General features: G+C 65.6%; 21 protein-coding genes. 12 read left to right on the top strand and 9 right to left on the bottom strand.

Translation table 11 applies throughout. The features are described 5' to 3' along the window. Nucleotides 1–2: 2 nt before the first annotated feature. Complete coding sequence (locus FJ414_RS24085) at nt 3–389, bottom strand: 5-carboxymethyl-2-hydroxymuconate Delta-isomerase (RefSeq protein ID WP_140646884.1); 387 nt, start codon at nt 387–389, stop codon at nt 3–5. 221 nt (nt 390–610) lie between these two features. Between FJ414_RS24085 and hpaR the strand changes: the two genes are divergently transcribed. Beyond that, nucleotides 611–1,015 (top strand): homoprotocatechuate degradation operon regulator HpaR, encoded by a 405-nt coding sequence (hpaR, locus tag FJ414_RS24080; RefSeq protein WP_246672492.1) that lies wholly within the window; start codon nt 611–613, stop codon nt 1,013–1,015. Between the two features lie 5 nt (nt 1,016–1,020). Here the strand turns inward: hpaR and FJ414_RS24075 are convergent, their stop codons facing one another. Next, entirely contained in the window at nt 1,021–1,530 is a 510-nt protein-coding gene (locus FJ414_RS24075; protein WP_140646882.1) for a flavin reductase, read from the bottom strand. Nucleotides 1,531–1,554: 24 nt separating this feature from the next. Further along, nucleotides 1,555–3,099, bottom strand: a complete 1,545-nt coding sequence (locus tag FJ414_RS24070) for a 4-hydroxyphenylacetate 3-hydroxylase N-terminal domain-containing protein (protein ID WP_140646881.1) — start codon at nt 3,097–3,099, stop codon at nt 1,555–1,557. Between the two features lie 95 nt (nt 3,100–3,194). On the opposite strand from FJ414_RS24070, the gene FJ414_RS24065 reads away from it, so the two are divergent. Next, nucleotides 3,195–4,076, top strand: coding sequence for a helix-turn-helix domain-containing protein (locus tag FJ414_RS24065; RefSeq protein WP_140646880.1), 882 nt, complete (start codon nt 3,195–3,197; stop codon nt 4,074–4,076). Nucleotides 4,077–4,135: 59 nt separating this feature from the next. Here the strand turns inward: FJ414_RS24065 and FJ414_RS24060 are convergent, their stop codons facing one another. Genes FJ414_RS24060 through FJ414_RS24045 form a run of 4 tightly spaced genes read right to left on the bottom strand, consistent with a single transcriptional unit; the run spans nt 4,136 to nt 8,231 of the window. Beyond that, nucleotides 4,136–5,491, bottom strand: coding sequence for an aminotransferase class III-fold pyridoxal phosphate-dependent enzyme (locus FJ414_RS24060; RefSeq protein ID WP_140646879.1), 1,356 nt, complete (start codon nt 5,489–5,491; stop codon nt 4,136–4,138). Nucleotides 5,492–5,514: 23 nt separating this feature from the next. After that, nucleotides 5,515–6,180 (bottom strand): HAD-IA family hydrolase, encoded by a 666-nt coding sequence (locus FJ414_RS24055; RefSeq protein WP_140646878.1) that lies wholly within the window; start codon nt 6,178–6,180, stop codon nt 5,515–5,517. Next, nucleotides 6,177–7,436, bottom strand: coding sequence for a Tm-1-like ATP-binding domain-containing protein (locus FJ414_RS24050; RefSeq protein ID WP_140646877.1), 1,260 nt, complete (start codon nt 7,434–7,436; stop codon nt 6,177–6,179). Before FJ414_RS24050 ends, FJ414_RS24055 begins: the two co-directional genes overlap by 4 nt. Nucleotides 7,437–7,466: 30 nt before the next feature. Continuing rightward, entirely contained in the window at nt 7,467–8,231 is a 765-nt protein-coding gene (locus FJ414_RS24045; protein ID WP_140646876.1) for an IclR family transcriptional regulator, read from the bottom strand. 166 nt (nt 8,232–8,397) lie between these two features. On the opposite strand from FJ414_RS24045, the gene FJ414_RS24040 reads away from it, so the two are divergent. From FJ414_RS24040 to FJ414_RS24025, 4 genes are all read left to right on the top strand, one after another. Beyond that, a complete protein-coding gene (locus tag FJ414_RS24040) occupies nt 8,398–9,855 on the top strand; it encodes an APC family permease (RefSeq protein ID WP_181181700.1) in 1,458 nt (485 codons plus the stop codon). A gap of 69 nt (nt 9,856–9,924) precedes the next feature. Beyond that, nucleotides 9,925–11,112 (top strand): cytochrome P450, encoded by a 1,188-nt coding sequence (locus FJ414_RS24035; protein ID WP_140646874.1) that lies wholly within the window; start codon nt 9,925–9,927, stop codon nt 11,110–11,112. 2 nt (nt 11,113–11,114) lie between these two features. Next, nucleotides 11,115–12,602, top strand: coding sequence for an aldehyde dehydrogenase (locus FJ414_RS24030; protein ID WP_140646873.1), 1,488 nt, complete (start codon nt 11,115–11,117; stop codon nt 12,600–12,602). A 135-nt stretch (nt 12,603–12,737) separates the two neighbouring features. After that, a complete protein-coding gene (locus FJ414_RS24025; RefSeq protein ID WP_140646872.1) occupies nt 12,738–13,697 on the top strand; it encodes a dihydrodipicolinate synthase family protein in 960 nt (319 codons plus the stop codon). 75 nt (nt 13,698–13,772) lie between these two features. Here the strand turns inward: FJ414_RS24025 and FJ414_RS24020 are convergent, their stop codons facing one another. After that, entirely contained in the window at nt 13,773–17,177 is a 3,405-nt protein-coding gene (locus FJ414_RS24020; protein WP_140646871.1) for an acyl-[ACP]--phospholipid O-acyltransferase, read from the bottom strand. Between the two features lie 428 nt (nt 17,178–17,605). After that, on the bottom strand, nt 17,606–18,352 hold the full coding sequence (locus FJ414_RS24015; protein WP_140646870.1) for an IclR family transcriptional regulator: 747 nt from the start codon (nt 18,350–18,352) through the stop codon (nt 17,606–17,608). Nucleotides 18,353–18,512: 160 nt separating this feature from the next. Between FJ414_RS24015 and FJ414_RS24010 the strand changes: the two genes are divergently transcribed. The 6 genes from FJ414_RS24010 (at nt 18,513) to FJ414_RS23985 (ending at nt 25,502) form a co-directional block, all read left to right on the top strand. Beyond that, nucleotides 18,513–19,907, top strand: a complete 1,395-nt coding sequence (locus FJ414_RS24010) for a transaminase (protein WP_246672491.1) — start codon at nt 18,513–18,515, stop codon at nt 19,905–19,907. Between the two features lie 3 nt (nt 19,908–19,910). Then, the gene (locus FJ414_RS24005) at nt 19,911–20,708 is read left to right on the top strand and encodes an SDR family oxidoreductase (protein ID WP_140646869.1); all 798 of its coding nucleotides are present in this window, start codon (nt 19,911–19,913) and stop codon (nt 20,706–20,708) included. Continuing rightward, entirely contained in the window at nt 20,705–21,478 is a 774-nt protein-coding gene (locus FJ414_RS24000) for an SDR family oxidoreductase (protein ID WP_140646868.1), read from the top strand. The genes FJ414_RS24005 and FJ414_RS24000 overlap by 4 nt, the downstream gene beginning before the upstream one ends. A gap of 63 nt (nt 21,479–21,541) precedes the next feature. Beyond that, nucleotides 21,542–23,206 carry an amidohydrolase gene (locus tag FJ414_RS23995; protein WP_140646867.1) on the top strand — a complete coding sequence of 555 codons (1,665 nt, stop codon included), beginning with the start codon at nt 21,542–21,544 and terminating at the stop codon, nt 23,204–23,206. A 25-nt stretch (nt 23,207–23,231) separates the two neighbouring features. Next, a complete protein-coding gene (locus tag FJ414_RS23990) occupies nt 23,232–24,281 on the top strand; it encodes a GTP-binding protein (protein WP_246672490.1) in 1,050 nt (349 codons plus the stop codon). A 36-nt stretch (nt 24,282–24,317) separates the two neighbouring features. Beyond that, nucleotides 24,318–25,502, top strand: a complete 1,185-nt coding sequence (locus tag FJ414_RS23985; protein WP_140646865.1) for an ABC transporter substrate-binding protein — start codon at nt 24,318–24,320, stop codon at nt 25,500–25,502. Nucleotides 25,503–25,516 lie beyond the last annotated feature (14 nt).

The following is a 25,516-nucleotide window of genomic DNA, read 5'->3' as shown; positions in this document are numbered from 1 at the left end:
GATCACTTGCCACGCAGGCGCGGATGGATGGCGTTCTTCTTCCAGCTCAGTTCGGCGTCGATCTCACGGATCTCCAGCGACAGCGCGAAATGCGGCGTGGCAAACAGCGATGCCAGGTGATCTGTCACGGCCGCGAAGATCGCCTCGCCGGCGCTTTTCTTTTCCGCCGCGCTGCGGCCCTTGCCGATGCGGAAATTCATGTCGATGAAGCCGTTCTCCGGCAGCCGGTCGGCAATCGCGTAGGCTTCGGCGCGGAACGCGCGGACCCTGACCGCGCCCGGTTCGAACAGCCCGGTTTCGAGAATGGTTCGCGAGATCAGCGCGCAAAGCTCGTTCATGTCGACCTTCGCGTCGAGATTCGCCGAATATTCGATCGCCATATGGGGCAAGGTTTCCTCCACCTTGTAGTTAACATGTGAATTACATCTTGACGACCGAATGTCAAGCGTCGTTCTCTGCGCGGATGCAGCTTCCGGGTGGGATTGCCGCTCTCGGCAAAATCGCGGATATAGCTGCGATCCGGGCCCTAATCCTTGTTGCGAGTCGTACTGGTCTGGAATTTTTCGGAGACCTGATTTTGCTACCGCCCAGCACCCGCCGCTCCTTGCCCATGGCTCTGCTTCGCGCCCGCGAAGTGATCATGGCGCATTTCCGGCCGATGCTTGCACGCCACGATATCACCGAGCAGCAATGGCGCGTGCTGCGCGTTCTCGCCGAAACCGGGCCGCTGGAGGCGACCGAGCTCGCCAACCGCGCCTCGATCCTGCCGCCGAGCCTGACCCGCATCATCAAGGCGATGGAAGAGCGCGAGTTCATCTCCCGCAACAAGGTCAAGGACGATGGCCGCCGTGCGCTGCTCGCCATCAGCCCGTCCGGCGTGGCGCTGATCGAGGAACTGGCGCCCGAGCGGGTCGCCATCTACGACGCCATCGAGAAGCGCTACGGCGCCGAAGAGCACGAGCGCTTGCTGGACATGCTGGAGAGCCTGATCCAGTCGGAGTCGGTGGACGGCTGAGAAGCCTACCCTCCAAAACTCCCCACCGCGCTCGGCTGCATGTAGTTGCGCCCGACATAGAGCAGCGCCGCCTCGTCGCTGCCGTGGCGGATGTCGACGACACGACCGAACATCACGTGGTGCGTGCCGACCTTGTTCACCGCGCCGATCTCGCAATCGAAGCTGACGATGGCGTCGAGCAGCGCCGGCATGCCGGACGGCATGGTCTGCCAGCGCGCGGCTTGATAGCGCTCGGCCATGTCGCGGATCGCGCCGGCGAATTTTGCCGCCAGATGCATGTGCGATTGGGTCAGCACATTGACGCAGAAGCGTTGGTTGGCGAGGAACATGCCGGTCTGCGCCGAACGCTCGTTCATGCAGACCAGCAGCGTCGGCGGATCGTCGGAGACGCTGCACATGGCGGTCGCGGTGAAGCCGCCGCGCCCGGCCGGACCGTCCGTGGTGACGATGTTGACCGGCGCGCAGACCCGCGCCATGGCCTCGCGGAATTCCAGCCTCGCGACTTGTGTTGTCATGGCCGCTTCCATCGCCCGCCCCCGTCAGTTGGGCTGGGCGGCAATCGGCGGCAGCCAGGTGTCGCCGGTCCAGCCCTTTTCGTCATAGTCGGCCATGCATTGGTCGACCAGTTCCTCCATCTGCTTCAGCCGGCCGCCGCGCTCGGCGCCCTTCAGCACCTGCAGCCGCACCTCTTCCGGCGCACCTGCATAGTTGAGCTCGTAGAGCGCGTGGCGGCCACCGAATTCGGTGCCGGTCGCGTCCCACAACAGCTTCATGATCTTGATGCGCTCGACATGGCCCATGTCGTTGGAGCCGCGCACATATTGCGCGAGATAGCGGTCGATCTCGGGATTGTCGAAGTCGCGCGCCGAGGACGGCAGATAGATCAGCCCCGAGGCGATCACCCGGCGCACCGTGTCGATGACGCGCGGATACGCTTCCGACATGAAGGTGCGGTAGGCGAGCGCGGCCTCGAGATTGGGCAGCACCGCGCCATTCGCCCACGGTATCGGATTGTGCGCCATCGCATTGGAAAAGCTCCAGAACATGTGGCGCAGCGCAATCACCTCGCCGAGCGCCGCCTGGTTGCCGCGAAAGGCATCGCCGCCTGTCGCCCGCAGCGCCTTGGCGAGCAATCCGGCGAGGAAGTCGAGCTTGACGGCAAAGCGTGTGCAGCCCTGGAAGCAATAGCCATGCATGAAGCCCGACGCCGGATGGAAGGACAGGATCTTCTGCGCATCGCGCAGCACCAGCACGTCCTCCCAGGGGATAAACACGTTGTCGAGCACCAGGATCGCGTCGTTCTCGTCGAAGCGCGACGACAGCGGATAGTCGAAGGGATGGCCGACTGTGTTGGCCGTCTGCTCATAGGAGACGCGGCAGAACATCTTAATGCCAGGCGCATTCATCGGCACGATGAACATCACCGACAGCGATGGATCTTCCGTCACTGTCGCCGAGCTCTGCGCCAGGAAATTGTAGTGGGTGAGCGCCGACGACGTCGCCACCACCTTGGCGCCGGACACCCAAATGCCGGCGTCGTTCTCCTTGGTGATGTGCACGAACACGTCCTTCACCTGCTCGGCCGTCTTGTGGCGATCGATCGGCGGGTTGACGATGGCGTGGTTCATGAACAGGACCGCCTCCTGGGCCCGCTTGTGCCAGGCGCGCGCATTGTCCTTGAACGGGCCGTACCATTCGGCATTGGCGCCGAGCGTGTTCATCAGCGCCGCCTTGTAGTCGGCGGTGCGGCCCATCCAGCCATAGGTCATGCGCGCCCAATGGGCGATCGCGCTTTGCTGCGCGGCAAGATCGGCAGGGGAATGGGCGACGCGGAAATATTTGTGGGTGTAGCCGCCCGAGCCGGTATCGGTCGGCGAGGTCAGCACAGGCTGCTGGTTCGGATCGTGCAGCGCGTCGTAGAGGCGGGCCAGCGAACGCACCGAATTGCGCATTGCCGGATGGCTGGTGACATCGGCCACCCGTTCGCCATTGATGTAGACCTCGCGCCCGTCGCGCAGGCTCGCCAGATATTCGGCGCCAGTGAACGGCCGCGAATTGTCGGCCCGGAATTCTTCCGATCGCATCATGATCCTCCCTTGGATTGTTGGAGAGTAGCCGCAAGCCGCTGGATGGTTTATGGACGAAAGCGTAAAACCGATTGGACTTTTTCGGGCGTCCCATGAGCCAGACCGCCATCCCGGAATTCTTCGTCTACGGCGAGCCGGCGCGGGCGCTCGACGTCGGCTTCCTGCATGTCGAGACCGTGCAAGCCCGCGCTTCCGTGCACCGCGGCCGGGTTCTGGCGCACAAACATCCGCAAATGGCGCAGATCACCTTCTGGACGAGCGGACAGGGCGTCTATCGGATCGAGGACAAAACCTGGAGTTTTTTGGCACCGACGGTGAGTTTCATGCCGAGCGGCGTGGTGCACGGCTTCGACATCGAGCCGGGCACCGACGCCATCGTGGTTTCGGTCGCTGATGCGGCGCTGGCAGCCGTCGCCGAGCACTCGGCCCTAGCGCTTGACCAGCCCGTCTTCGTGACGGGGCGAGGTGACGCGGCGCCGTGGAAGCGGCTTAGCGACACCATCAAGATGATCCAGGCCGAATATCTCGAGGCTCAAGCCGGCGCGGAAAAGATCCTGCCGCCGCTGATCGCGGTGGCACTGTCGCAGATCGCCCGCCTCGACGCCCAGTCGCATGCAGTTACCGTGCCGGCCGTGGTAGCGCTGGGCGGCCGTCTCAGGCGGCTGATCGACCGCCACTTCCGCGACGACTGGGCGGTCGAGCGCTATGTCGGGGAGCTCGGCACCACGCGCCATCTGCTCGACAAGGCGGCGCATCAGGTGCTGGGCTCGGGCGTGCGTCAGGCGATCGGCGAAAGACGTGTGGTCGAGGCCAAGCGCCTGCTGCTCTTCACCATCCGCACGGTCGAGGACATCGCCTACGAAACCGGCTTCAACGATCCCGTCTATTTCTCGCGCTTCTTTCGGCAGGCGGTTGGCGTGTCGCCGGCGGCGTGGCGCAAAGCGAGATTGCAGGCAGTAGGCAGTAGGCAGTAGGCAGTAGGCAGTAGGGCTTTCTTTCCCTACTCTATTCCCTACTGCCCAAGCCCTATTCCCTAGGCCGCGGCAGCGGCCAGCCCCGCATCCAGCCCCTCGGCAATCTTCGCCACATCGGCGGCGGTTATGATCAACGGTGGCGACAGGATGATGTTGTTGCCGGAGACGCGCAGCATGACGCCGGCCTCGTAGGCGCCGTCCGCGACGGTGGCCATCGTCTTCTTGTCGACCGGCTTCTTGGCGGCGCGGTCCGAGACCAGCTCGAGGGCCGCCATCAGGCCTTGGTAACGAACATCGCCGACCAGTTGGTGCTTGGCCTTCAGCGCCTCCAGCGCCTTGCCGAGCTCGACGCCGCGCGCGGCAGCATTCTCGTTGACGCCCAGCCGCTTCGTCTCGGCCAGAGCCGCCAGGCCGGCCGCGCAGCCGACCGGATGACCGGAATAGGTATAGCCGTGGCCGATCGCCCCGAAGCTCGTCTTGTCGGCCTCGAAGACGTCGGCGACCTTGGCGCCGATCAATGTCGCGCCGAGCGGGAAATAGCCTGATGTGATCGCCTTGGCGATGGTCATGAAATCCGGCTTCGTGCTGGAGAGCCGCGAGCCTGACCACGCGCCGGTGCGGCCGAAGCCGGTCACCACCTCGTCGGCGATCAACAGGATGTCGTGGCGGTCGCAGATCGCCCGCACCATCGGCATGAAGCTCTCATGCGGGACGATGACGCCGCCGGCGCCGAGCACCGGTTCCATGATGAAGGCGGCGATCGTATCGGCGCCCTGAAAGGCGATCTCTTCCTCGATCGCCCGCGCGCAGAGTTTCGCAAGCTTCGCCGGGTCGGTCTCGTCGAACGGGTTGCGGTAGGTCATCGGCGCCGGCGTGTGGAAGACGCCGGGCAGGAGCGGTTCGTAGTTGCGCCGGAAATTGGCATTGCCGTTGACCGAGGCGCCGCCGAAATGCGTGCCGTGATAGCCCTTCTTCAGCGCCAGGAATTTCGTGCGGTCGCCCTGGCCGCGGATCTTCCAATATTGCCGCGCGAGCCGCAGCGCCGTCTCGACCGAGTCCGAGCCGCCCGAGGTGAAGAAGGCGCGCGCCATGCCCTCCGGCGCGAACCACTGGGTCAGCTCGTAAGCGAGCTCGATCGATGGCCCGGTCGAGGTGCCGCGAAAGCCTGAGTAATAGGGGAGCGCGTCGAGCTGTCCCGTCATCGCCTTCTTGATCGAATCGCAGCTGTAGCCGAGGTTGACGTTCCAGAGGCCGCCGACGGCATCGAGCACCGTGCGGCCCTCGGCGTCGGTCACCGAAACGCCTTCGCCCTTCATGATGATCTTCGGCGGGCTCGCCCGCATTTCGGCCGGATGCGCCATCGGATGCCAGATCGGCTTGGCATTGTTTTCGGTGAGGAAGTTGATGTCACGCATCGGGAGGAACTCCGGTTTTGCAATCAGGAGAGCGTCAGGCCGAAATGGCTGAGCGCCTCGGCATAGCTTTGCGCCGGTCGGGCGACGTCGAAATGAACGGTCGGCATGCCGGCGGCAATCGCACCGTCGACATTGCGCTTCTGGTCGTCGACGAAGACGCAGGCCGCAAGCGGCAGCCGCACCGCTTCGCCGACCATCGCATAGGCGCGGGCATCGGGCTTGAGGATTTTCGTATAGGTCGCATCGACGATCGTCTCGAAAAGCGAAAGCAGCGGCAGGCGCTGGCGAAAATCAGCGCCATAGAACAGGTCGAGCTCGTTCGACAGGATGGCGAGGCGGACACCGGCGGCATGCGCCGTGCGGATGGCCTGGTCGGCCTCCGGTCGCACCACTTTTTCCGGCTCCGCTCCGCGCGCCCGCTGCACGAAGGTTTGCATGTCCTGCCAGTCTTCTCCGACCAATTGGCCGACTTCGCGCGTACGCGTTTTCCAGTAGTCGCGTTCGCTGATCTCGTCGGCCTGCATCGAGCGCCATAGTGCATCGGAAAGCGGGTCGAATGGTCCGCGCCAACCGAGCGTGCCGGGCTTGAGCCCAAGCGCCTGCTCGGTCAGCGCATGCGTCTCGAACAAAGTGCGCGTGACCACGCCGCCGAAGTCCAACACCAGCGCCTGCGGCTTCACCGGACTCATGCCACGCGCCTGCCGGTCACGCCGGGCGGAACGATGCCTTCCGCCACCCAGCGGTCGAAGATTTCCAGCGCCTTGGCGCTGAAGGCGTCGTCGTTGATATGCCCGACGATCTCATGCAGCTCGGCATTGTCCGGCACGCGCGCCCTCATCTCCTCGACGAAGGCCGACAGCGCTTCCGGCTCGTAGAGCGGCTCGCCTTGCTGGTCCCATTGCTGGATGCCGCCGGCGGGCAGGATGAAGGCGGTCGGACCGGTCGCCGCGGCGAGCTTGTCGCCGATGGCGCGCGCGATCTCCCGGCGTGTCGCGCCGTCGGAGGTGACCGAGGCAAGCAGGCGGTTATGCGCGTGGTACGGCCGTTCCGTGAAGCGCGACGGCACCGCCTGCCAGGTCGGGAAATCCACCATGTCGATGGCGCCGGGCGCGACGATCTGCGGGATGCCTTGCCGCCCGGCATTCTCCAACCGGTCGGTTCCCGAATTCACCACCGAGCCGGTAAGCTGGTTGGCAAGCTCCTGCAGGCTGAAATCGAGCACTGCGACGAAGCCCTTCTGCGCGGCGATCGCCTCCAGCGCCCGCCCGCCCATGCCGGTGGTGTGGAAGACGATGACCTCATAGCCGCGCTTTTCCAGCTCAGGCTTCAGCGTCACCATATATTGCAGGCAGCTTTTGCCCAGCGAGCTCATGCCGACCTTCGGCCGCGACATATCGGGTTTGACGACAGCCCGCGCGGCGCCGACCACGGCGCCGCTGGCCTGCGACAGCACCGCCTTGCAGGCGCTGTTGAGCCCGTAGAGGCCGCCGGCCCACAGGATCATCATCAGGTCGGTGGCGATGCGCTCCGGCGGCACGAGGTGCGAATAGGCGATCGTCGAGACGACGAATTTCGGCACGCCGAGCGGCAGCGCCAGTGCCACGTCGAGCGCAAGGTCGGTGCCCATCGAGCCGCCCAGTGCAATGAAGCCGTCGATTTCGCCCCTGTCGTGCAGCGAGCGCGCAAGCCGCGAGGCGCCAAGCGCCATCAGCGTCATCGCGGTATTCTCGTCGCCGGTGGCGATGATTGCCTCGATGGTGGTGTCCGCCGCGCGCGCCACCGCATGCTTGTCATGTTCCGGCTTGTAGGGCGGGTCGCCAAGCACGCTGACGTCCATCATCACGGCAACGCCGCCGACGGCCTCGATGCGCTCGCGCATGAACAGAAGCTCGTCGGCCTTGGTGTCGCCGGTGCCGATAACCAGGATTCGGCGTTTCTCCTCCACATCAGTCTCCCTGCAGTCTCTCGTTGGTTGTCAGGCCCGCTTCTGGCCGGTCAGCCGGCCGAACAGCCGCTCGCCGATCTCGCGACCCGCGGCGGTCACGCTGACGCCAAGCCGCTCGATGTCGGCCTTTTGGGTGCGCACTCTCGGCGCCGCCACCGCGATGGCGCCGATGGCGTAGCCGTCGGTGCCGAGAACCGGGGCGGCGACGCTCATCACGCCCTCCTCGAAACCCTGCGCGCCGATGGAATGCCCGCGCGCGCGGGTGGCGGCGACTTGTTCGGCCAAAGTGTTTGCATCGCCGATGGTGAAGGGCGTGAAAGCCGGCATCGGTCCGGCAAGGATGGACTCGCGGATGCGTTCCTCGGTGAAAGCCAGGAATGCGATGCCGGACGCCGTCGCATGCATCGGCAGCACGTCGCCGAGTTGCACGCTGACACGATTGGCCTTGGCCGATTCGATGACCTGGACGGTGATCAGGCCGCGCTTCGAATATTCCGAGAGATGCACCGTCTCGCCGGTCTCGGCGGCCAGCATCTCGACCACCGGCACGGCCATGCGCAGGAACGGAAACTGCGCCTCGCGCATTAGCGCCAGCCGCGTCAGGCCGGCTCCGAGTCGGTAGAGGCGCGTCGCCTCGTCCTGCTCGACCAGCCCTTGCGCAATGAGCGAAACCAGCAGCCGGCGCGTCGTCGCCTTGTCGAAGCCGGCGCCCCTGGCAAGGTCGGCAAGCGCCGCCTCGGGCGCGCCGCCGCCCAGCACCTCCAGCAGCGAAATGGCTTTGGCCACCGTGCTCATCGCGTGTCCGATCCTCCGTCAGATACTTAACGTGCGAATTAACTTGACAGCAAGTCGATTCCTTTGCAAGTCTAATATCGAAATGCCGTTGCAAATAATGAAATGCGCATTGGCCCTCTCAGAAGGCCCTCGGCATCTCAGGGACACTTGGTTTCCGCAATGCGGAATGGAGGGAAAAATGACCACAGTTGAAGTCGGAGAAGTGAACCGGCTGAGGAAGAACAGTCTTGGCGTCGGCGCCATCACCTTCATGGTGATTTCGGCCGCCGCACCGCTGACGGCTGTTGCCGGCGGCACGCCGCTCGGCATGCTGATGGGCAACGGCGCCGGCTTTGCCGGCACCTATCTGATCGTGACGCTGTTGCTGCTCCTGTTCGCGGTTGGCTATGTCGCCATGTCGCGCCACATCGGCAATGCCGGCGCCTTCTACGCCTACGCCGCGCGTGGACTGGGCGGCCTGGCCGGCGGCGCCGTCGCGCTGATCGCGATCCTCTCCTACAACGCCATGCAGATCGGCGTCATGGGCCTGCTGGGCGCGGCCACCGCCGGGCTGTTTGCCGGCTGGGGCATCAATCTGCCCTGGTGGGTGTGGAGCTTCATTGCCATCGCCATCGTCGCCGTGCTCGGCTACCGCCAGGTCGACCTGTCGGCCAAGATCCTGACGGTGCTGGTGCTTGCCGAATACGTCGTCGTGCTGATCCTCGACCTCACCATCCTCAAGACCGGCGGCGACAGCGGCCTGTCGGCGGCGCCCTTCAGCTGGAGCCAGATCGCCAGCGGTGCGCCGGCCATCGCCATCCTGTTCTGCTTTGCCGCCTTCATCGGCTTCGAGGCGACCACGATCTATGCTGAGGAGGCGCGCGACCCGAAGGTCACCATTCCGCGAGCGACCTATTTCTCCGTCATCCTGATCGGCCTGTTCTACATGATCACCGCCTGGCTGATGGCGGTCGGCGCCGGCGTCGACAAGCTGTTGCCGTCGCTGCAGGCTTTGCAGGATCCGACCACCTTCCTGTTCGATCTCTCCGACCGTTACGCCGGAACGCTGCTCACTCACGCCATGAGCATCCTCTTCGTCTCCAGCCTGTTCGCCGGCGTGCTCGCCTTCCACAACGCGGTCGCCCGCTACATCTACGTCGCCGGCCGCGAAAAGCTCCTGCCGCAGTCGATCGGCGTGACGCATTCGGCGCATCAGAGCCCGCATGTCGCCTCGATGATCCAGACCGTGCTCGCGGCCGTCGTTATCGGGCTGTTCGCGGTGCTCGGCCTCGACCCGGTACTGGCGCTGTTCTCGTGGCTCACCAACGTCGCCACGCTCGGCGTCATCGTCATGATGGCGGTGGCCTCGCTCGCCGTCGTGATGTACTTCCGTGCCAACCCGTCCAACCAGGAGAACGGGCTCAAGACCACGATCCTGCCGGCGCTGACCTTCATCGCCTTTGCCATCATCATCTACCTGATCGTCATCAATTTCGGCAGCCTGTCGGGCGCCGGTGGCTTCCTCGGCGTGTTCCTGCCGGCGCTGGTGCTGATCGCGGCCGTGGTCGGACTGTTCTTGGCAGGTGCCTTGAAGAACCGCGATCCGGTTGCCTTCGAAAGCCTCGGCAAGCCACTCGGCGATTGATGGGCAGGTGATTGATGGAGAAGGGGCGGCGTCCGCGCCGCCCCGCCTTAACGGAACGGGAGCAGCGGCATGAGCTTTGCCGATGGTATCACGGTCGAGGCGCTGGAAGCCGACCCCTATCCGATCTACGCCGAGCTCAGGCGCAACGCGCCGGTCGCCTTCGTGCCGGCGGTCAATCTCTGGTTCGTCACCCGCTGGAAGGACGTCGAGACCGTCGCCAAGTCGCCCGACATCTTCTCGGCGGCTGTCGGCACCTCGCCGGTCGAGCGCTCTTTCGGCAAGCCGACCATCCTGACCACCGACGGTGAGACGCATAAGCAACTGCGCCAGGGCGTCGATCCGAAATACCGGCCCCGCACCGTCGCCTCCTATGCCGGCGATCTCGTGCGCGCGATCGCCGAACCCTATCTCGACAGAATTGCCGCGCACGGCTCGCCAGAACTGATGGCCGACTATTTCGAGCCGGTGTCGACGCTGAGCCTGGCGCGCTCGCTCGGGCTTGCCGACGTCGATATGCCGACCTTGCGGCGCTGGTTCTATGGCCTTGCCCAGGGCGCCATCAATTTCGAGAACGATCCGAAGCGGCAGGAAACCGCCGACGCGATCAGCGCCGAGGTCGGCGCCGCCGTCCGGCCAACGCTCGAGCGGCTGATCCGCGAGCCCGACGACTCGGCGCTCTCGCATATGCTGCATGACGGCATGCCTGAGGGCTCGACCCGCTCGATCGATTTCCTGATGCCGACCATCAAGGTCATCTTGCTCGGAGGCATGCAGGAGCCTGGCCACGGCGCCGGCTCCATCCTCGTCGGTCTGCTGACGAGCCCTGAGCAGTTGCGGCAGGTGCTCGACGATCCTGAAACCTTCGTGCCCAGAGCAGTGGACGAGGGTCTGCGCTGGGTGGCGCCGATCGGCACCCAGACGCGTGAAACGACCCGTGCCGTGGAGATCGGCGGGGCGACGATACCCGCCGGAGCTCCCGTTGCGGCGCTCGTCTCCTCGGCCAGCCGCGACGAAAGTCGCTTCACCGATCCCGACAGCTTCGATATCCATCGCAACGAGGGCAACCACGCCGCCTTCGGCTTCGGCCATCATTTCTGCTCGGGCCGCTTCTTCGCGCGCGAGCAGATGTGCCTCGCGCTAAGGTTGCTGCTGGAGCGTTTTCCGGATCTCAGGCTGGTGCCGGGCAAGGAGCCGGTGTTCCGCGGCTGGGAGTTCCGCGCGCCGGCGGCACTTCATGTAGAATTTGGAGCAAATTGAGAATGATCAGCCAGGACACCATCGACACGCTGCGCAAGACGGAGGTCGGCGCGCGGCGTCTGTTCATCGATGGAACTCCGGTAGACGCGCAAAGCGGCGGCAGTCTGCAGGTGATTTCGCCGATCGACGGCCGCCCCTTTGCCAGCATTGCCGACGGTGGCGCCGCCGATATCGACCGCGCCGTCGCTTCGGCGCGCAAGGCGTTCGCCAAGGGCTCCTGGTCACGCGCGGCGCCGTCTTTTCGCAAGAAGGTGCTGACGAAATTCGCCGAGCTGGTCGAAAAGCGCGCGCTGGAGCTTGCCGTGCTCGGCGTGCGCGACAATGGCACCGAGATCGGCATGGCCTACAAGGCCGAGCCGCTGTCGGCTGCCGGCACCATCCGCTACTATGCCGAAGCGATCGACAAGGTCTATGGCGAGATCGCGCCGACCGCTGACAATGTCCTTGGATTGATCCACAAGGAGCCGCTCGGCGTCGTCGGCGTCATCGTGCCGTGGAACTTCCCGCTGATGATCGGCGCCTGGAAGATAGCGCCGGCACTCGCCGCCGGCAACGCCATCGTCGTCAAGCCGCCGGAGATCGCCTCGCTGACCTTGCTGCGCCTGGCGGAGCTTGCCGCCGAGGCCGGCTTGCCCGAGGGCGTCTTCAATGTCGTCACTGGCCGCGGCTCGGTCGCGGGCGAGGCGCTAGGCCTGCATATGGATGTCGACGCCATCGCCTTCACCGGCTCCGGGCCTGTCGGCCGCCGCCTGCTCGAATATTCCGCGCGCTCGAACCTCAAGCGCGTCTTCCTCGAGCTTGGCGGCAAGTCGCCCAACATCGTCTTTGCCGATGCGCCGGACCTGAAACAGGCGGCGGTCGTCTCGGCCAACGGCATCTTCCGCAATTCCGGACAGGTCTGCGTCGCCGGTTCGCGCCTGCTGGTCCAGGCCTCGGTCTACGACCGCTTCATGGACGAATTGCTCAAGGCCACCACGAAGCTCAAGGTCGGCGACCCGCTTGATCTCGGCTCCGATGTCGGCGCGGTGTCGAGCGCCGAGCAACTGACCAAGAATCTCGGCTTCGTCGCCAAGGCTTCGGAGGAGGGCGCCCGTCTCGTCACCGGCGGCGAACGCATCCTGGCGGAGACCGGCGGCAGCTATATGGCGCCGACGATCTTCGAGAACGTGACCGAGAAAATGCAGCTCGCCCGCGAGGAAGTGTTCGGGCCGGTGCTCGCCGTCACGCGCTTCGAGACCGAGGAAAAGGCGGTGCGCCTGGCCAACGCGACCGTCTATGGTCTTGCGTCGGCGGTGTGGACCTCGAACCTGTCGACCGCGCACCGCATGGTGCGCGCCATCAATGCCGGCGTAGTCCATGTCAACACCTATGGCGGCGCCGACATCACCGTGCCGCTCGGCGGCTTCAAGCAGTCCGGCTTCGGTCGCGACAAGTCGCTCCACGCCATCGAGAAATACACCGACCTCAAGACGGCGTGGGTAGCGCTCTGAGCGGAGTGCCTGAGAACAAATGGCCACGATCGTACCCATACTGAGCGCGCATGAACCTCGACTATCCACTTGGCAAGCGGTGCCGCGCCGAGCCAAACTGGTCAATCTGCATGCCTGCCTCAAGGAGACTTCGAAATGACCGCCAATGTTTTTTCCGGCTGCATGCCGGCGCTGATGACGCCTTGCACCGATGACCGCCTTCCCGACTTCGACGCGCTGGTGCGCAAGGGGCGCGAGCTGATCGCCGCCGGCATGTCGGCGGTCGTCTATTGCGGCTCCATGGGCGACTGGCCGCTCTTGACCGACGCGCAGCGCATGGAAGGCGTCGAGCGCCTGGTGAAGGCGGGCGTTCCGGTGATCGTCGGCACCGGCGCGGTCAACACCGCCAGCGCCGTGGCGCATGCCGCCCACGCGCAAAAGGTCGGCGCGCGGGGCCTGATGGTGATTCCGCGCGTTCTGTCGCGCGGGCCATCGGTGACGGCGCAGCGTCATCACTTCAAGGCGATCCTTGCCGCTGCCCCCGACCTGCCGGCCGTCATCTACAACAGCCCCTATTACGGCTTTGCCACGCGCGCCGATCTCTTCTTCGCGTTGCGCGCCGAGCATTCGAACCTCGTCGGCTTCAAGGAGTTCGGCGGGCCGTCGGATCTGCGCTACGCGGCGGAAAACATCACCAGCCGGGACGATGAGGTTGCGCTGATGATCGGCGTCGACACCGCCGTCTTCCACGGTTTCGTCAATTGCGGCGCGTCCGGCGCCATCACCGGCATCGGCAATGTCCTGCCCAAGGAAGTGCTGCATCTCGTCGGCCTCAGCCAGGCGGCGGCCAAGGGCGATGCCGAAGCGCGCCGGTTGGCGCAGGAACTGGACGCGGCGCTGGCCATGCTGTCCTCTTTCGATGAGGGACCGGACCTTGTGCTCTATTTCAAGCACATGATGGTGCTGAAGGGTGGCCCCGAATACAGGCTGCACTTCTACGAGACGGATGCGCTGAGCGACAGCCAGCGCGGCTATGCCGAACAGCAGCTCAAGCTGTTCGACACCTGGTACGCGCAGTGGTCGAGGCAGCCGGTGATGGCGAGATACGCGGCCTGAGCAGACATCTCGGCCGGACCTGCCGGCCGGGACGAACAGGCCCGCGCTTGTCGCCGGCCTGTTCGTCCATTCGGCTCAGGCGGCCTTGACCTTCAGCTCTTCCGCGCCGCGCACCATCCTGGTCACCCCGGCGAAGTCGAGCTTGCCGGAGCCGAGCACCGGCACTTTCTGCACGACGCGCACTTCGGACGGCACCATCAGGTCCATGGCGCCGTTTGCCTTGGCGAAGGCGAGGAAGTCCGCGCGGGTGGCACCCGAAGCTTCCGTGATCAGGATCAGCTTCTCGCCCTTGCGCGCGTCCGGCACCGTGGCGACGGCCGACAGCGAGCCTTTCCACAGATCGCCGGCCAGCGCTTCGATCGCGGCAAGTGAGACCATTTCGCCGGCGATCTTGGCGAAGCGCTTGGCGCGGCCGCGGATCGAGATGAAACCCGCATCGTCGACGGTGACGACGTCGCCGGTGTCGTGCCAGCCGTCGGCCAGCGGTTCGATCACGCCGGGGTTCTCGGCGCGCAGGTAGCCAGCCATGACGTTCGGACCGCGCACGAACAGCCGGCCGCCTTCGTCGACGCCGGGCACCGGCTCGAGGCGGTACTCCATGCCGGGCATGATTTTGCCGACGCTGCCCGACTTGTTGTACATCGGCGTGTTGATGGCGATCACCGGCGCGGTTTCGGTCACGCCGTAGCCTTCCAGGATACGCAGGCCGAACTTCTCCATATAGGTCTGGCGCGTCGCGGCCTTCACCGGCTCGGCGCCGGCGAAGCAGTAGCGCACCGAACGGAAGTCGTAGGGGTGTGCCGTGCGGGCATAGCCGGACAGGAAGGTGTCGGTGCCGAAGATGATCGTCGCGTTCGAGGCATAGATCAGCTCCGGCACGATGCGGTAGTGCAGCGGCGAGGGGTAGAAATAGACCGGCACGCCGGAGATCAGCGGCAGCACCGTGCCCGCCGTCATGCCGAAGGAGTGGAAGATCGGCAGCACGTTGAACACCTTGTCGCCCGAATGGAAGTCGATGCGCGAGGCGGCCTGGGCGGCATTGGCCAGGATGTTGCGATGGGTGAGCACCACGCCCTTCGGCGTGCCTTCCGAGCCCGAGGTGAACAGGATCGCCGCCGGATCGTCCGCTTTGCGCGCCACCCGCGGCGTCGCCTTGCGCAACAGGCCGAGCAGCTTGTCCTTGAGACCGATCGTGGCCCGCAGATCGTCGAGCCAGACGATGTCGACCGAGCGGCCGATCTCCTCGACCATCGGCCCGAGCTTTGCCTGTTCGACGAAGGCGCGGGAGGTGAGCACGGTGTGCACCTCGGCCGCCTTGCAGGCCGACAGGATGTTCGCGGCACCCGCGGTGAAGTTGATCATCGCCGGAACCTTGCCGGCCGACATGACGCCGAGAAGTGCCGCGCAGGCGCCGTTGGCGTTGGGCAGCATGATGCCCAGCGTCTGCTGTCCGGCATAGAGATGCTCGAACTTCTCGCCGAGCACGGCGGCGGCGGTGAGCAGCTTGCCATAGCTCAGCGAACCGGTGACCGGATCCTGCACGGCGAGCTCTTTCATGCCGCGCTCGTTGGCCGTCTCGATGATCTTCTCCAGAACGGTCTTGTCGATGTCCTGGGTTCGGAAGACCAGGTCCGACATCACCTGATAGAGCGCGGAGCCCGCTGCGGCGCGGCGCTGGCGGCCCTTCAGTTCCTGCGGCACTTCGAGCTTCACCGGCTCAAGGATGGTCACCTTGACCTTCGGGAACAGGCGGCGGCGCACATGCTGCGAGGAGAGCCGCGAGAAGTAACTCTTCTCAAGCCCGTCGATGCGCACCGGCACCACCATCGAGCCGGTCTTGTCGGCGACCATGGCGGCGCCGTCATAGACCTTCATCAGGCCGCCGGTGACGGTAATGCGTCCCTCGGGGAAGATGACCAGCGGATCGCCGCCCTGCACGATCTTGATCAGCGTGCGGGTCGACATCGGCTTCGCCGGATTGAGCGGCAGTGCGCGGGCGAGCTTCATGAACGGCTTCATCCACCAGGCCTGGGCGATCGTGTAGTCGATGGCGAAGACCGGCTCCTCGTCGGTCAGCGTCAGCGCGAGCGGGCCGTCGAGGAAGCTGACATGGTTGAGCGCCAGGATCGGCGCCTTGCCGGCCGCCTTGAGGTTCTCGATGCCCTCCACCTCCAGGCGCAGGAAGGCGCGGAAGAGGATGGAGACGAAGTCGCGGAACGGGTTGGTCGGCAGGTATTTCAGCATCAGCCAGGCGGCGACGGCGTTGGCCGCGACGAGGCCGAACAGGATGCCCGCGATGGAGACGCCGGCGGCCTGGATGGCAGCGACGAGGATGCCGCCGACGGTCATGAAGCCGGCATTGACGATGCTGACCGCCGCGACGACGCGGGCGCGGCGTGCCTCGGGCGACCAGGCCTGCACGGCGGCGAAGGTCGGCACCACCAGGAAGGCAGCCGCAATCGCCATGCCGGCGAGGTCGATGGCGACGCGGATGGTGTTGGGGCCGGCGAAGAAGGCCGAAAGGCTAGCGGCTGTTGGCGAAGGCTGCATGCTGCCGATGGTCCATGCGAGATGCAGGCCGAACAGCGCCATCAGCGCCGTGCCGACCGGCGCCGGCAACAGCACCATGCGCCCTTGCGACATCCAGGCGGCGATCGCCGAGCCGATGGCGATCGAGACGGCGAACACGGCGAGATAGGCGGTGACCGCGATCTCGTTGCCGCCGAGCGAATCCTTGATCAGCGCCGGCAGGATCGAAAGCACGATCGCGCCGACCAGCCAGAACCACGAGGTCATCAGGCCGGCGCGCCAGATGCGCGTGTCGGTGCGCAGTTCCGCGACCTGCCGCCAGGTCGAGCGGAGGATGTTCTTGTCGATGGTGAGGTTGGGTGCGGCCGAACCGGTGGCGGGGATGTAGCGGCTGACCAGCCAGCAGCCGACGGCCAAAGCCATCATGATCGGCCCGAACACCGCGACCCCGATGCCGTCGGCGGAGACGACGCCGCCGGCGATGGTGCCGCCCAGGATCGCGGCGAAGGTCGCCGACTCGATCCAGGCGTTGGCCTTGGGCAGTTCCTTGCGCTGCAGGTGATCGGGCAGGATGCCGTATTTGATCGGCCCGAACAGCGCCGAGATGATGCCGAACATCAAGAGTGCCATCATCAGCACCGGGATCGAGGACAGCGCGATGCCGACGACGGCGACGGCGGCCGCGGCGATCTCGGTGAATTTCAGGCGGCGCGCGATCAGCGCCTTGTCGAAGCGGTCGGCAATCTCGCCGCCCAGCGCCGAAAGCAGCAGGAAGGGGGCCATGAAAATGGCGCCAGCCAGCGTCACCAGCGACGCGGCCTGATCCTTCGCCAGCGTGAAGAGAATGAGGAACACCAGCGTGTTCTTCAGGAAATTGTCGTTGAAGGCCGAGAGGAATTGCGTCCAGAAGAGAGGCGCGAAGCGCCGCGACATCATCAGATGGGTGTTCATGGCAACTTCCATTGGGCAAGTCCGGCTGGCAATCCGATTGGACTGAGCGGACACTTGCGCGGTTTGAGCCTTGTTTATCGGGAAGCGGTTAAACTTCGTTATTGCGGTTCAATCCAATCCATTTGTTTCTTGTTCTTGGCGCCTGGAATCCGTCGTCCATGATCGGTCTCCAGGCCTTCCAGGCACTTGACTGTTTGCGGGCTTGGCTGTCGGCGAGCATCGATATGATCCTTTCGTTTCGGCGTTAAGCCGCATCGGCGCCGGTCTGTTTCAGGCTGGATACATCGCTTTGAACGTTGTTCACGGATGCACCATAGCACACCGTGAACGGCGTTCAAGAGAAAAGTGAACGACGTTCACAAGCGGAACACGTGGGTCAAAAATGCCTCAAAGCAAAAGTCCGTGGCTTTGAGCGCCGGTGGGGCGCCTCACGCCTCGCCGGTCAGCCGCGCCGAGATAAGCCTGGCTGCCCTGACCGCCGCCTCGCCTTGTCCGGCCGCTGTTGCGTCGTCGATGCGCGAGACGGGCGAGGCCACGGCCAGCGTGCCGATCGGCTGGCCCTCGGCGCCGAGGATGGCCGCGCCTATGCTGTGCACGCCTTCCTCATAGCCTTGGGCGCTGCGCGAATAGCCGCGTGAAGCGGCAAGCGCGATGGCTTTCACAAGGTCGTCCGGCTGCGTCATCGTGAACGAGGTGAAGGCCTGCAGTGGCCTCCCCAGATAGGCGCCGACCGCTTCGAGGCGTGAGGCGGCGAGGAACGCGATGCCCGAGGCGGTGCCGTGCAGCGGCAGCACCTGGCCGACATCGACATTGACGCGGTTGGCCTTGGCCGACAGCTCGACATGCAGCGTAAGCAGCGCGCCGGCGCTGAACTCGGACAAATGCACCGTCTCGCCGGTTTCGAGCGACAGCTCGCGGATGACTGGCGCGGCCAGCCGCACGAAGGGGAAATGCGCGTCGCGGATGCGCGCCAGCCGCGACAGGCCGGCGCCCAACCGGTAGCGGCGGCTGCGCGGCTCCTGCTCGATCAGCCGGTGCGCGGCAAGCGCCATCAGAAGCCGCCTGGCGGTGGCCTTATCGAGGCCGGCGCGGCGCGCGAGGTCGGAGAGGCCGATCTCCGGTTCGTGTAGCGTGAACAGCTCCAGCAGCGACACCGCCTTGCCCACCGTGCTCATCGCGCATTCTCCAAGATACTTCGCATGTGAATTAACTTGACAGACGCCCTTCCTGCCTTCAGTGTTGTCTATAACATACAAAACGCTGGTTCAAATAGTGAACCGAATTGGGAACAGCTACGCGCTCCGGAATTTGGCGCGCCAGGGAGAGTTCAGCGCCGTGACGGCCGCCAGCAAGACCGCTTTGCAATCAGCAACGATCGAAGACCTGCTCGACCGCGAGCAGGCGCGGTTCCTCGATACGCATCCGCGCTCGGCGGCGGCCTGGGAAGAGGGCAAGACGCATTTCCTCTACGGCGGGCCGTCGCACTGGATGCGTCGCTGGGCAGGCGGTTTCCCGGTCTATGCCGCCTCGGCCCGTGGCGCGCATATCACCGACATCGACGGCCACGACTATGTCGACTTCGCGCTTGGCGACACCGGCGGCATGTGCGGCCATGCGCCCGAAGCGGTGACCCGCGCGGCAATCCACCAACTGCAGAACGGCACGACAATGATGCTGCCCACCGAGGACAGCCTCTGGGTCGGCGCCGAGCTCACACGCCGCTTCGGCCTGCCTTACTGGACGCTGACAACCTCGGCCACCGACGCCAATCGCGGCGCCATCCGCATCGCGCGCATGATCACCGGCCGCCCCAAGGTGCTGGTCTTTTCCGGCTGCTATCATGGCGGCGTCGAGGAGGCGCATGTCGAGATCCGCGACGGCAAGATCGGCATGCGCAACATGATCCACCCGAACGGCGTCGATCATTCGGCCGTCTCCAGGGTGGTCGAGTTCAATGACGTCGCGGCGCTGGAAGAAGCACTGTCGCATGGCGACGTCGCCTGCGTGCTGACGGAGCCGCTGATGACCAATTTCGGCATGATCCCGGTCGCCGAGGGTTTTCACACCGCACTGCGCGAGATCACGCGCCGCACCGGCACGGTGCTGATCATCGACGAGACGCATACCATCTCCAGCGGGCCTGGCGGCTACACCGCGCTGCACGGGCTGGAGCCGGACATGCTAGTGGCCGGCAAGGCGATCGCCGGCGGCATTCCAGCCGGCATCTTCGGCGTCTCGCGGGAGATTGCCGAGCGGCTGTGGAAGATCGTGCCGATGGTCAATCCGCGCGTGCGCCAGTCGGCGCATCTCGGCATCGGCGGCACGCTGGCCGGCAACGCGCTCACCGTCGCCACCATGCGCGCGGTGCTGGAAGAAGTGCTCACGCCGGCCAATTTCGAGCGGATGATCGCCAACGCCACGCGCCTTGCCGAAGCCGCGAGCAAAATCATCGCCGGGAACAAATTGCCTTGGCACGTGACGCAGACCGGCGCCCGCGCCGAGATCATGTTCATGCCGAACCCGCCGCGCAGCGGCGCCGACGTTATCGCCGGCCGACGCGGCGACCTCGAGACGCTGCTGCATGCCTTCTACATGAACGAAGGCATACTGGTGACGCCCTTCCACACCATGTTCCTTATGTGCCCGGCGACGTCGCCGGCCGATATCGACCGCCATACGGAGGTCTTCAGCCGCTTCGTCGATCTCGTCCGTAGCGCGGGCGTCGTCTAAGCGATGGCGACCCCGTTCGATCTCACGGGCAGGGTGGCGCTGGTGACCGGCGGCGGGCGCGGCATCGGTGCCGCCATCGTCACGCGCTTTGCCGAGGCCGGCGCCTCGGTGGTCATTGCCAATCGAACGCTCGATGTCGCCGAGGCGCTTGCCGCGGAGCTCTCCGCGCGCGGCCTGTCCGCACGCGCCGTTGCGCTTCCCGGGCTCGACCGCGCCGCGCTTCACACACTTGTCGGCAATGTCGCGCGCGAGGCCGGCCGGCTCGACATCGTCGTCCACAATGCCGGCGGCTGCCCCTGGGCCTCGGTCGAGGAGCTCGATGAGGACAAGCTGGAAGAGGCACTGACTATCAACCTGAAAGCCTGTTTCTGGCTGGCGCAGGCGGCGGCGCCCGCAATGCGCACCAACCGTTTCGGCCGCATCCTGGTCACCTCGTCGGTTTCGGCGCGCGTTGCCATGGCCGGCGGCGCGCACTATTCGGCCGCCAAGGCCGGCGTCAACGCCTTCATCCGTGGCGCCGCCTTCGAACTTGCCCGCGACGGCATCACTGTCAACGGCGTCGAGCCGGGCTTTATCGCCAAGCCCGGCCGCGGCACGATGAGCAAGCCGGAGGTGGCGGACCGCCTAGGCCAATTCATTCCCATGGGCCGTCTCGGCGAGGCGGACGACATCGCCTACGCGATGCTCTACCTCGCTTCGAGCCAAGCGAAATACACCACGGGCCAGACCATCGTCGTCGACGGCGGCTCGACCCTGCCGGAGACCGGCTACGCTGTCGAACGGCATTGGGGGCTGGCATGAGCCGGCGCCTCGAAGGCCGCACGGCCCTGGTTACCGGCGCCGCCACCGGCATGGGTCGCGCCACCGCCGAGCTGTTCGGGCGAGAGGGCGCCAGGGTCGTCGCCTTCGGGCATGGCGGCAAGGTGCTGGAGGAGGCGGCCGAGGCCAGCGGCGGCACCGCCGTGCGCGGCGACATCACGGATGCCAACGATATCGCTCAGGCCATCGATGCCTGCGACGGACGTCTCGACATCGTCGTCAATGCCGCCGGCGTCATGATCCTCGACGAGCCTGAGACGCTGAGCGACGAGACCTGGACCAAGAGCTTCGCCGTCAACGTCACCGGCTCTATGATGGTCTGCCGCGCCGCGCTGCCGCTGCTCAAGGCGCGCGGCGGCGCGATCGTCAACATCGCCTCGGTCGGAGCCTTCAACGCCAGCGGCCAGAACGCCGCCTATTCGGCGAGCAAGGCGGCGCTCGTCTCCTACACCCGCTCGCTCGCGTTCGCGCATGGTGTCGACGGCATCCGCGCCAACGCGGTAGCGCCCGGCTGGGTGCGCACGCCGATGAGCGTCTACGAGATGAAGGTGGCAGCAAGCGCCAACGGCTCGACTCCCGACGAGGAGTTCAAGGCGCTGACCAACCGCATCGCCCTGCGCCGCGTCGCCGAGCCGCAAGAGATCGCCTCCTGCTGCCTGTTCCTTGCCTCGGACGAAGCGTCCTTCGTCACCGGCGCGGTGCTGGTCGCGGATGGCGGCGGCCGCGCCCCGACACAGAACAGGGCGGTGTGACGTGAATTGAAACTTGCCCGCTCGCCAGCATGGGGGTGCGGTTAGCGGAGAGGAGGAGAGAGAATGCCCGACAGAAGCGCCGACCTGGTTTTCACCAATGGCCGCATCTACACGCTCGACCGCAAGCGGCCCTGGGTCTCGGCTGTCGCCGTCAAGGGCGGCCGCATCGTCGCGGTCGGGGAGGGCGCCGACGTTGCCGCGCTGAAGGGCTCTGCCACCCGCCTCGTCGACCTCAAGGGCGCGATGATGATGCCTGGCATCGTCGACGTGCATGCGCATCTTATGATGGGCGGCCAGGCCGAACTTTTCGAACTGCGCTTCCCGCCGACGGGGAGCTTCGAGACGCTGATTGCGCGCGTCGACGAGGCCGCGGCCAAGGCGCCGGCAGGCTCCTGGATCATCGGCGGACAATGGGGCAGCGACCTGTTGCCGAAGCTCAACCGGCTGGAGGCGCTGGCGGCGCTCGATCGGGTGAGCCAGGGCCGGCCGGTGATGCTGCGCGACGACACCTATCACAACCGCTGGGTCAATTCGCAGGCGCTTGGCTTGGCCGGCCTTTCCGCGTCGTCGCCCGATCCGGAGAAGGGCTCCATCGGCCGCGATCCGGCCACCGGCGCGCTGACCGGCATGATGATCGAATCCGCCGCCGGCATCGTCGAGCGCACCATCGCGCAATCCGGGCACTACACCGAGGAAATGGACCGCGCCGCGATGGCACGCTCGATCGCGACGCTCAACTCCTACGGCGTCACCGCATTCCTCGACGCCGCCGCCATGCAGCCGATCCTCGCGGCGCTTAAAGGCCTCGACGATCGCGGCGAGCTGACCGCCTGGTCGGTGTCGGCTATGCCGGCCGTCGAGCCCTCCTTCATGTTCGGCATTGCCGGCGACGAGCTGATCGCGCTGCGTGAGCAATATCGCGGCGTTCACGCGAAGCCGGATTTCGTCAAGATATTCCTCGACGGTGTGCCGGGCGCGCGCACCGCCGCCTTCCACGAGCCCTACACCAAGGACGCGGTGCTGGGCTGCTGTTTCCGCGGCTCGACCATCGTCACCGTGCCGGAGCTGATCCGCTGGATCGGCAAATGCGAGAAACTCGGGCTCGGGGTAAAGATCCACTGCGCCGGCGATGCCGCGGTCAGCCAGGCATTAGACGCGATCGACGTCGCACGCTCCTTCAATGGGCCGACCAAGCTGAAGCATCACATCGCACATGCGAGCTACATCGCGCCGGACGATATCGCCCGCTTCGCCGAGCTTGGCGTCGTCGCCGACCTTTCGCCTTTCCTGTGGTATCCGACGAGCTTCCTCGAAGGCCATAAGCAGACCATGGGCGAGGCGCGGGCACTGCGCTTCTGGCCGAACAAGGACCTGCTTGCCGCCGGCGCGCTGCTGGCCGGCGGCTCCGACTGGCCGGTGATGCCGAACCCCGATCCGTGGGACGGCATCGAAGGCCTGGTGACGCGCCGCAACCCGAGCGGCGAATTTCCGGGCGCGTCGCTTTGGCCGGAGCAGGCGATCGATATCGCTACCGCGCTCGAAATCTTCACCATCAATTCGGCCCGCGCCATCGGTCTCGCCGAGACCGTCGGCTCGATCGAGATCGGTAAATCGGCCGACCTCATCGTGCTCGACCGCAACGTGCTGGAGACGCCGGCCGAGGACCTCGCCGACACAAAAGTGCTGACGACCTGGTTCGAGGGGAGGGTGGTCTATGAGCGCGCCTGATACTTCAAGCGACGCGAGTATACCGGTGACAATCCTTACCGGCTTCCTCGGCAGCGGCAAGACGACGGTGCTCAACCGCCTGCTGCGCCAGCCCTCGCTTGCCGGCGCCGCCGTCATCGTCAACGAGTTCGGCGCCGTCGGGCTCGACCATCTGCTGATCGAGGCCAGCGAGGAGCAGTTCACGCTGCTCGACAATGGCTGCGTCTGCTGCACTGTGCGCGGCGATCTCGTCGCCACGCTGAAGGAGCTCGACCGCAGGAGCCGGGCCGGCGAAACGCCACCGCTCAGCCAAGTGATCATCGAGACCACCGGTCTTGCAGACCCGGCGCCGATCCTGCACACGCTGATGGCCGAAGCTGAGCTCACGGCTCGCTTTCGCATCGGTGGTGTCGTCACCACCGTCGATGCGGTGAATGGCGCGGCGACGCTTCACCGTCATCCGGAAGCCGCCAAGCAAGTCGCCGTCGCCGACCGGCTGCTGATCACCAAGACCGATCTCGTCTCGAACGAGGCACTCGGCGGCTTGCAGCACCGGCTGGAGCATCTGGCCCCGGCCGTCGAGCAAACCGTTGCCCGCAACGGCGAAGTCGAACTCGATCTGCTGAAGAGCCTGTCCGCCGATGCTGCGGCGGATGTGAACCGCATCGCCGCGCGGCTCGAAGAGGCTGATCACCACGACCATGAATGCGGACCTGATTGCCACCATGGTCACAATCATCATCGCGACACACACCACGGCATCCGGTCCTTCAGCTTCATCATCGACAAGCCAGTCGAGTGGGCCGCTTTCGCCCGCTGGCTGGACTATGTCGCGGCGCTGAAGGGCGAGGATCTGCTGCGCTTCAAGGGCATCGTGCGCACCACGGACGAGCCGGAGCAGCCACTGGTGCTCCACGGCGTGCAGCACGTCTTTCATCCGCCGGCGCGGCTCGACCGTTGGCCGTCGGCGGACCGTCGCACCCGGCTGGTGTTCATCGTCCGCGACATTGAGCGCGAGACCATCGCCCGCACGCTGGTGAAATTCGCCGCCATCGATGCCGCCAGCATTGCCGCGCCGGCGCTGGCTGCCGCCTGAAACGAATAACGCATGACAAAAATGGGAGACTGAAACATGCATTGGAAATCGAGACTGCTCGCAGCGGCATTTGCCGGCATCGGCCTAGCCGCCATGGCCGGCACGGCTTCCGCCGCCGGCCCAACCTGCAAGGATGGCGCCATCAAGGTCGGCGCCGTGTCGACCGTCACCGGCCCGGCCGATTTCTCCGAAGTGCCGAAGCCGACCCAGGCCGCCTTCGATGCGGTCAATGCCGCCGGCGGCATCAATGGCTGCAAGATCGACTACACCATCGCCGACGACAAGGCGGATCCGGCGGTCGCCGCGCAAGCCGCGCGCGACCTGATCGACAACAAGGAGGCGGTAGCGCTGGTCGGTTCGGCCAGTCTGCTCGACTGCGCCGTCAACTCCGCCACCTACAGCCGCAAGAAGATCCTTTCGGTGCAGGGTCTCGGCGTCGACGCCGCCTGCTTCTCCTCGCCCAATGTCGCGCCCGTCAATGTCGGCCCGTATACGCTGTCGACGGCCATGGCCTACTACGCCACCAACGAATTGAAAACGAAGAAGCTCTGCGCCTTCTTCATCATCATTGGTGGCACCCAGGAGGCTTACAAGAAGGCGATCGTGAACTGGGAAAAGATCAGCGGCCAGAAGATCCACCTGATCGATCTGACGCTGCCCTTCCAGGGCGATCTGACGCCTTATGTCATCAAGGCGCGCGACGCCGGCTGCGACGCTGTGCTGACCAACCAGGTCGAGCCGCAGGTGGTGCAGCTGATCAAGACCGTCGATGCCCAGAAGATCACCGGCATCAACTGGCTCTTCCTGGCGCCCGGCTATACCGAGCAGGTCGCCAAGGCGCTGGCCGACACCAAGCAGCCGATCTATGTCGGCACCGAGTGGGAGCCCTACACGGAGAAGAACTCGGCCGCCAACGCGCAATGGATTGCCGACATGCAGAAGGCGAACCGGCCGCTCACCGCCTTCTCGCAGGGCGGCTATCTCGCCGCGGAGCTGTTCCTCAAGGTGGTCGCCTCGATCGACGGCGAGGTCACGCGCGAAAGCGTTGCCAAGGCGCTGCACGACATGCAGCCGCTCACCAACCCGCTCGCCGGCTCGCCTTACGTCTTCGGCACGGCCAAGACGCATTCGCCGATGCAGGCCACCAAGGTGATGAAGCTCGATGCCGGCGCCTGGAAGGTCGAGACGCCGGACTGGCTCGTGCTGCCGCAGGCCAAGTGATGGCCGCTTGAACC

Origin of the sequence: Mesorhizobium sp. B3-1-6 (assembly GCF_006439555.1) — a bacterium.
In the GTDB taxonomy this organism is placed as follows: domain Bacteria; phylum Pseudomonadota; class Alphaproteobacteria; order Rhizobiales; family Rhizobiaceae; genus Mesorhizobium.
This window is presented reverse-complemented; position numbering and strand designations above follow the sequence as displayed.